The 6,902-nt window shown below is 75.8% G+C and carries 5 protein-coding genes and 2 pseudogenes; 2 read left to right on the top strand and 5 right to left on the bottom strand.

Going from position 1 to position 6,902, the window contains the following annotated elements; translation table 11 throughout:
* The 3 genes and pseudogenes from ABD353_RS21735 to ABD353_RS21730 all read right to left on the bottom strand — a co-directional run.
* Nucleotides 1-1,490, bottom strand: a pseudogene (locus ABD353_RS21735) (hypothetical protein); the annotation flags it as partial.
* A gap of 103 nt (nucleotides 1,491-1,593) precedes the next feature.
* Nucleotides 1,594-1,824 (bottom strand): annotated as a pseudogene (locus tag ABD353_RS40720) (WXG100-like domain-containing protein); the annotation flags it as partial.
* A 40-nt stretch (nucleotides 1,825-1,864) separates the two neighbouring features.
* A complete protein-coding gene (locus ABD353_RS21730; RefSeq protein ID WP_344625281.1) occupies nucleotides 1,865-2,209 on the bottom strand; it encodes a hypothetical protein in 345 nt (114 codons plus the stop codon).
* A gap of 321 nt (nucleotides 2,210-2,530) precedes the next feature.
* Here ABD353_RS21730 and ABD353_RS21725 point away from each other — a divergent pair, with 321 nt between their 5' ends.
* Nucleotides 2,531-3,316 (top strand): DUF3109 family protein, encoded by a 786-nt coding sequence (locus ABD353_RS21725; protein WP_344625304.1) that lies wholly within the window; start codon nucleotides 2,531-2,533, stop codon nucleotides 3,314-3,316.
* A gap of 45 nt (nucleotides 3,317-3,361) precedes the next feature.
* On the opposite strand, the gene ABD353_RS21720 is transcribed toward ABD353_RS21725, so the two are convergent.
* Both ABD353_RS21720 and ABD353_RS21715 read right to left on the bottom strand, forming a co-directional pair.
* Nucleotides 3,362-4,525 carry an NADH-quinone oxidoreductase subunit D gene (locus ABD353_RS21720; protein ID WP_344625282.1) on the bottom strand — a complete coding sequence of 388 codons (1,164 nt, stop codon included), beginning with the start codon at nucleotides 4,523-4,525 and terminating at the stop codon, nucleotides 3,362-3,364.
* 2 nt (nucleotides 4,526-4,527) lie between these two features.
* Complete coding sequence (locus ABD353_RS21715) at nucleotides 4,528-5,532, bottom strand: SAM-dependent methyltransferase (RefSeq protein ID WP_344625305.1); 1,005 nt, start codon at nucleotides 5,530-5,532, stop codon at nucleotides 4,528-4,530.
* Between the two features lie 130 nt (nucleotides 5,533-5,662).
* Between ABD353_RS21715 and ABD353_RS21710 the strand changes: the two genes are divergently transcribed.
* Nucleotides 5,663-6,880, top strand: a complete 1,218-nt coding sequence (locus ABD353_RS21710; RefSeq protein ID WP_344625283.1) for a sensor histidine kinase — start codon at nucleotides 5,663-5,665, stop codon at nucleotides 6,878-6,880.
* The last annotated feature ends 22 nt before the right edge of the window (nucleotides 6,881-6,902 follow it).

The raw sequence follows: 6,902 nt of genomic DNA, 5'->3' as shown, positions 1-6,902 counted from the left end.
ACGACGCGAGGGCAGCCAGTCTGCCCCATGCCGACCGGCGGCACCGCGGCGCCCGCGACCGGGCCCGCACCGGCGGCCGGACCGCCGCCGACCGGGCCGAGCGGGAAGCCGGAGCCGGCCGCGGGCGCCACCGGCGCGGCCGGGACGGCGTAGTCGCCGCCGTGCCGGATGCCACCGGTCGGCACCTCGGCGGGCGGGCCGTAGGTCTGCGGGGACGGCGGGGCGACCACCACCGAATCGGTGTGCACGGAGATCGGGCCGGGCCGCGGACCCGCGGCCGGCGGGTCGTAGCCGTCCGGCTCGTACACCGGCGGAGCGGGCGTGGTGTGGCCGCCGGAGGGGGTGCTGTAGCCGCCGTACCCGCTGCCGTACCCGCCGCGGTGGCCGCCGGTGTCGGCGGGCGGGGCCTGGACGGCCTGCTGCGGGGCGGCCGTCACCTGGACGCCCGCGGCCGGGGCGGCCTGCAGGTCCACGTCCAGGACCGGTGCGGTCCGGCCGGGGCCGGTCCTCGTCGTGCCCGCCGGGCCGTCGGCGGTCCGGACGCCGGGGCCGCCGAGGCCGTCCGGGTCACCGGAGGTGCCGGGGACGCCGTGCCCGCCCGGGCCGGTGCCCAGGTCGGCGGCGGCCACCGGGAGGCCGTCCGCGCCGAGCCGGACGCCGTCGGGGCCGACGGCCGCGTCCACCAGCGGGCGGCCGTCCCGGCCCGTCCCGGCGACCAGCGGCCTGCCGTCGGCGTCGGTGAGCAGCTTGCCGTCCTTGCCCACGGCCAGGCCGGCGGCCGGGTTGCCCTCCGCGTCCAGCATGACCGGGCGGCCGTGCGCGTCGAGGACGGGCCGGCCGTCCTTGCCGACGGCCAGGGAGAGGCCGGTGTCGCCGACCGCCCCGTCGGCGCCGACCGTCAGCGGCTTGCCCTGGGCGTCGGTCAGCGGCTTGCCGTCGGCGCCCAGCGCGAGGCCCGCCACCGGGGCGCCCGCGGCGTCGAGCAGCACGGGCTTGCCGTCGGCGCCGAGCACCGGGCGGCCGTCCGCGCCGACCTGCACGCTGACCCCGTCCACCGCGGGCAGCCGCTTGCCGTCCGCGCCGACCAGCACCGGGCGGCCCTGCGCGTCGGTGGCGACCGTGCCGTCCGGGTTGAGCGCGGCGGAGACGCCGCTGACCCCGGCCACCGCGGCGGCACCGCCGACGGCGGTGCCGAGCAGCTTGCCGGTCATCTCCCCGCCGGAACGGGCGGCGCTGAGGGTGCGGAACTGCCCGTGCTTCCCGGCGCCGTCGGCCTGCGCTATGCGCTCCAGGGCCGTCACGGCGGGCTCCTTCAGGGCCGCCTGCAGGCCGTCCTTCATCTCCCGGCCGAGCTCCGCCAGCAGCGCGCTGACCTTGATCTTCGCGGCCTCGACCGCGATCGCCTCGCCGGCCTCGGCGGCCGCGCCCTTCACCGTGCCGACGACCTGCCCGACCAGGCCGGAGAGGCCCTCCCCCTGCGCGGCCTTCACCTGGGCGGCGGCTGCGGCCTCCGCCTTGTCCGCCTCCGCGATCTCCTCGGCGAGCTCGGTGAGGACGGCGATCAGCCGGGCCTTGCAGTCGTCGACGGCCGCCGCCGCTGAAGCCGCGCCAGTGCTCGGCGAAGGCCTCGACGGCCGGGCCGGAGTTCTCGCCGGTGACGCGCTCGGCGGCCGAGACGCCGCGCCGGCCCAGCCGTTCGGCCTCGGCGCCGAACTCGCGCCACAGGCCGCCCGCGCGGCGCAGTGCGTCCTCGTCGGCCTCCGGCCAGTGGCGGCCGAGCCGGGCCATGACCGGAGCCAGCTCCTCGGGCAGGTTCCTGGGCATGTGGTCCCCCTTCGGTGGTGCGGCTTGACGGTCCGTCGACTCAGAGCGCGGTGGGAGCGGCGCCGGTTCCCGGGCCGACCGCCCGGAACGCGTCGCGGTTGCCCTGCTCGTTCTGCTCCGCGTTGTCGGCCATGGTGTGCAGGCCGGTTCCGATGCCGCCGAGCCGGTCGGCCAGGCCCTGCAGCCCGGCCAGCACGCCCTCCCGGGCGCCCTCGTACACCTGGCCGAAGCCCTGGCCCGGCTCGTCCCGCCCCCAGGGGGTGCCGAGCGCGGCCAGTCCGTTCTCCAGGTCGAGCGCGGCCCGCGCGAAGTCGTTCGAGACGGTCTCGAACTCCCGCCCCTCGCCGTGCAGTTCCCAAGGCTTCAGCAGAACCCTGTCGGCCATCCCCGTCCCCCGTCGTCGCGTCCCGTCCCCGCACGCAGCCGTCTGCAGCCCGCCATCCTAGGCCCCGGGCGCGGGGCGGCCCGTGCCGCGGTGAGCCTCTTCACCCTGCCTTCACGACCCGGCGGACGGGTGCGCACGGCCGGTGCACGGCCCGTGCGGGCGGGGTGCGGGGCAGGTGCGCCGCCGGTGCGCGGCTCCGGCGCCGTCGGGAAACGGCAGCCGAGGCCATACCCTTGCAGCGTGGCAGCAGCAGACACCGCACAGCACAAGAAGCCGAAGAAGAACGGCACGAAGCCGGCCTCTACGGTGGTCGACCTCGCGATGCCGACCGTGCGGCCCGAGGTCCCGCTGGACTTCCCGCGCGCCTGGGCAGAGTTCACCGACCCGGCCGACGAGGAGCAGGTGTTCCGCTGCGACCTCACCTGGCTCACCTCCAACTGGGGCTGCATCTTCGGCCGGGGGTGCCACGGCATCCAGGAGGGCCGCGGCGCCTCCGACGGCTGCTGCACCCTCGGCGCCCACTACTCGGACGAGGAGGACGAGCAGCGGGTCGCCGGCCACGCCGCCCGGCTCACTCCGGAGATCTGGGAGAACCACCCGCACGGCACCGACGCCAAGGGCCGGATCCGCCTCGACGGCGGCATCACCATGCTCGACGAGGACGGCGACCGGCAGACCCGGCGGATCGACGGCGCCTGCCTCTTCCGCAACAGCCCGGACTTCCCCGGCGGCGCGGGCTGCGCGCTGCACATCCTGGCCCTGCAGGAGGACCGCGAGCCGCTGGAGACCAAGCCGGACGTCTGCTGGCAGCTCCCCGTCCGCCGCACCTACGACTGGATCGACCGGCCGGACGACACCCGCTACCTGCAGGTGAGCATCGGCGAGTACGACCGCCGCGGGTGGGGGCCGGGCGGCCACGACCTGCACTGGTGGTGCACCGGCAGCCCGGAGGCGCACGGCGCGCCGGACCCGGTGTACGTCAGCTACCGCGCGGAGCTCACCGAACTGATGGGGCCCGAGGCGTACGCCGTCCTGGTCTCCCTCTGCGAGCAGCGCATCGCCACCAAGGGCCACAAGAAGCTCGCCCCGCACCCGGCGGACAGGTAGGAGGAACCGCCCAGGGGCGCGTGGGGGCACCCCTATGGGTTTCCCCTACTTGTCGATGTCGCCGACGACGAAGAACATCGAGCCGAGGATGGCGACCATGTCGGCGACCAGGGTGCCCGGCAGGAGTTCGGTGAGGGCCTGGATGTTGTTGTACGAGGCGGAGCGGAGCTTGAGCCGCCAGGGCGTCTTGTCGCCGCGGGACACCAGGTAGTAGCCGTTGATGCCGAGCGGGTTCTCGGTCCAGGCGTAGGTGGTGCCCTCCGGCGCCTTGAGGACCTTGGGCAGCCGCAGGTTGACCGGCCCCGGGGCGAGCCCGGCGAGCCGGTCGAGGCAGGCGTCGGCGAGGTCGAGCGAGTTGGCGGTCTGCTCCAGCAGGCACTCGAAGCGGGCCAGGCAGTCGCCCTCCTCCCGCACGACGACGGTCAGCAGGTCGGCGAGCTCCCCGTACGCGAGGTAGGGCTCGTCGCGGCGGAGGTCGAAGTCGACCCCGCTGGCCCGGGCGATCGGGCCGCTGACGCCGTAGGCGTGCACCTGCTCGCGGGTGAGGGTGCCGACCCCGGCGGTGCGGCCGCGGAAGATCTCGTTGCCGAGGACGAGGTCCTCGTAGACCGGGAGCTGCTTGCGGACGGCGGCGACGGCCTGCCGGACGCGGCCGAGCCAGCCGGCCGGGAGGTCCTCCTTGAGGCCGCCGACCCGGTTGAACATGTAGTGCATGCGCCCGCCGGAGGCCTCCTCCAGGACGTGCTGGAGCTCCTCGCGGCCGTGGAAGGCGTGGAAGATCGGGGTGATGCCGCCGAGCTCCAGCGGGTAGGAGCCGAGGAACATCAGGTGGTTGAGCACCCGGTTGAGCTCGGCGAGCAGGGTGCGGATCCACACCGCCCGCTCGGGGACCTCCATGCCGAGCATCCGCTCGACGGCGAGGACGACGCCGAGTTCGTTGGAGAAGGCGGAGAGCCAGTCGTGCCGGTTCGCCAGCATGATGATCTGGCGGTAGTCGCGGGCCTCGAAGAGCTTCTCGGCGCCGCGGTGCATGTAGCCGATGACCGGCTCCGCGGTGACGATCCGCTCGCCGTCCAGCACCAGCTTCAGCCGGAGCACGCCGTGCGTGGACGGGTGCTGCGGGCCGATGTTGAGCACCATGTCGCTGGTGCCCAGCTCACCCGTGAGCTGCTGCGCACCCGCGCCGATGCCGACCGTGGTCTCCCTCATGGCTACAGAGTCTGCCACCCCGCGGGTGCGGGGAGTCCCTCCAGGCTCCGCGGTACCGGCATGCGGACGGCCTGGGCCAGCCAGCCGAAGCCGCCGAGGCCGGCCGGGTCGGTCAGTTCGGCGGCCTCGCCGGCCCCGCCGAGGGCCCGCAGGTAGCCGGCCGGGTCGGTGGAGGCGAGGGCGAGCGGCGGCCGTCCGCCGTGCACGCCGAGGGCGCGCAGTGCGGCCCGCTGCGTCGTCCACAGGCTGTGGACGGTCGGGGCGGCCGCCGAAGCGGCCGAGTCCAGGGCGACGTGCGCGGTGACGTCGCAGCTGCCGTCGGGCACGGGCCGGACCTCGCGGCCGCCGCGGAATCCGGCGAGGGTGCCGAACGGCGGCCGGTCGGCGGCGGTGTGGGCGTAGTCGACGGCGACGGCGAGGCCGCGGTCGAGGGCGGCGACGGCCGAGGCCCAGGCCTCGTCGCGGGTGCGGCCGAGTTCGATCCGGTCGCCGTCCGGCCACCAGCGGGCGGCCCAGGCGGCGTCGGCGGCCTCCAGCGGGCCGCCGGGGCGTTCCTCTCCGTCGGGCCCGACCTCGACGTAGCGCAGCACGCCGTCCTCGTCGGGTTCGGCGAGGTCGAGCGGCACGTTGTCGAGCCACTCGTTGGCGAAGAGCAGCCCGGTCAGCCCGGTCGGCAGGGTGTCCGTCCACACCACGGACGGGGGCAGGCCGGCCGGGCGGGCGGCGAGTTCGACGGCGTGGGGGCGGACCCGGGCGGCGAGCTCGGGGGCGAGGGCGGCGAGGACTCCGGTGACGAGTTCGCCGCGGCCGGCGCCCACGTCGACCAGGGCGAGCTCGTCCGGGCGGCCGAGGGCCTCGTCGGTCTCGGCGAGCAGCCGGGCGACGGCTCCGGCGAACAGCGGCGAGGCGTGCACGGAGGTGCGGAAGTGCCCGGCCGGCCCCTCCGGGCCCCGGTAGAAGCCGTCCGCGCCGTACAGCGCCTCCTCCATGGCGGGCCGCCACCGCATCCAGGTCACGTGGGTCGACGCTACCGGTCGGCGGGGGTGTCCCGGCGGGGGCCGTCTCCACCCTGCGGCGGATGGCGGATCGCTCTCGCGGCGGACCTGGGGGCGGTGTGCGACTGCCTAGGCTTGGAGCGTGCATCGACTCAACGCCTGGCTCCGCCGTCACCCGATGGTGGTCGACTCCGCCTGGGCGCTGGTGGTCCTCCTGCTCGGCGTGCTGTCCGACTTCTCGGAGTCGGACCTGCAGCTCTACGGCGGTCTGGCCTTCTCGCTGGCGATCGCCGCGCTGATGGTGGTCCGGCGCCGGTACCCGGACCTGGCCGCGGCCGGGGGCACCGCGCTCGGGCTGGGCCAGCTCGTGCTGGACGTGACTCCGGGCGCCTCGGCCATCGGCTACCTGGTGTTCGCGTACACGGGGGCGGCCTTCGGCTCGCGGTGGGCGTCCCGGCTGGTGCTCGCGGTGGGTCTGGTGGCCGGTCCGCTGACGCTGTGGCGGTTCGACAACAGCGGCGACCCGGTGCCGGACGACCCGTCGCCGCCGCCGGGGCCGAGCACCTGGCAGCTGGTGTTCGTGGCGGTGCTGATGTCGACGCCGTTCGTGCTCTGCTGGGCGTGGGGCCGGCTGACCCGGGTCCGCGGGGCCTACCTGGTCGAGCTGGAGGACCGGGCGGCCCGGCTGGAGCGCGAGCGGGACGCACAGGCGAAGGTGGCGGTGGCGGCCGAGCGCGCCCGGATCGCCCGGGAGCTGCACGACGTGGTCGCGCACAACGTCTCGGTGATGATCGTTCAGGCCGACGGCGCCGCCTACGTGCTGGACAACTCGCCGCAGCAGGCGAAGGAGGCGCTCGGCACGATCGCCGCGACCGGCCGCCAGGCGCTGGTGGAGATGCGCCGGCTGCTCGGCGTGCTGCGGACGTCGGAGACGGCCGAGGAGTACGTCCCGCAGCCCGGCGTGGAGGAGCTGCCGGAGCTGCTGGAGCAGGTCCGCACGGCCGGCCTGCCGGTGGACTTCGCCACCTCGGGCGAGCCGCGGGAGCTGCCGCGCGGCCTGGAGCTGACGGTGTACCGGATCGTCCAGGAGGCGCTGACCAACGTGCGCAAGCACGGAGGTCCGGGCGCCCGGGCCCGGGTCGCGGTGGACTTCGGCGACCGCGACCTGGAGGTGCTGGTCGAGGACGACGGCCGCGGCAGCACCGCCGAGCAGATGGACGGTGGTGGCGACGGGCCCGGCCATGGTCTGATCGGCATGCGCGAGCGGGTCGGCATGGTGAGCGGCAGCCTCGACATCGGCCCGCGGCCGGGCGGCGGCTTCCGGATCCGGGCCGTCCTCCCCCTCAAGGCCGCCGGCTGAGTCCGGGGCACGACCGATCAGG

The organism is Kitasatospora arboriphila (assembly GCF_039528095.1).
Taxonomy (GTDB): domain Bacteria; phylum Actinomycetota; class Actinomycetes; order Streptomycetales; family Streptomycetaceae; genus Kitasatospora; species Kitasatospora arboriphila.
The sequence above is the reverse complement of the archived record's forward strand: the minus strand, read 5'-3'. Positions and strand labels throughout refer to the sequence as shown.

What these genes read in the sequence shown, in the direction of transcription:
- ABD353_RS21720 (WP_344625282.1), bottom strand. Translation starts at nt 4,525, where the DNA reads ATGAGGGAGACCACGGTCGGCATCGGCGCGGGTGCGCAGCAGCTCACG.
- ABD353_RS21730 (WP_344625281.1), bottom strand. Translation starts at nt 2,209, where the DNA reads ATGGCCGACAGGGTTCTGCTGAAGCCTTGGGAACTGCACGGCGAGGGG.
- ABD353_RS21725 (WP_344625304.1), top strand. Translation starts at nt 2,531, where the DNA reads ATGCCGACCGTGCGGCCCGAGGTCCCGCTGGACTTCCCGCGCGCCTGG.
- ABD353_RS21715 (WP_344625305.1), bottom strand. Translation starts at nt 5,532, where the DNA reads ATGCGGTGGCGGCCCGCCATGGAGGAGGCGCTGTACGGCGCGGACGGC.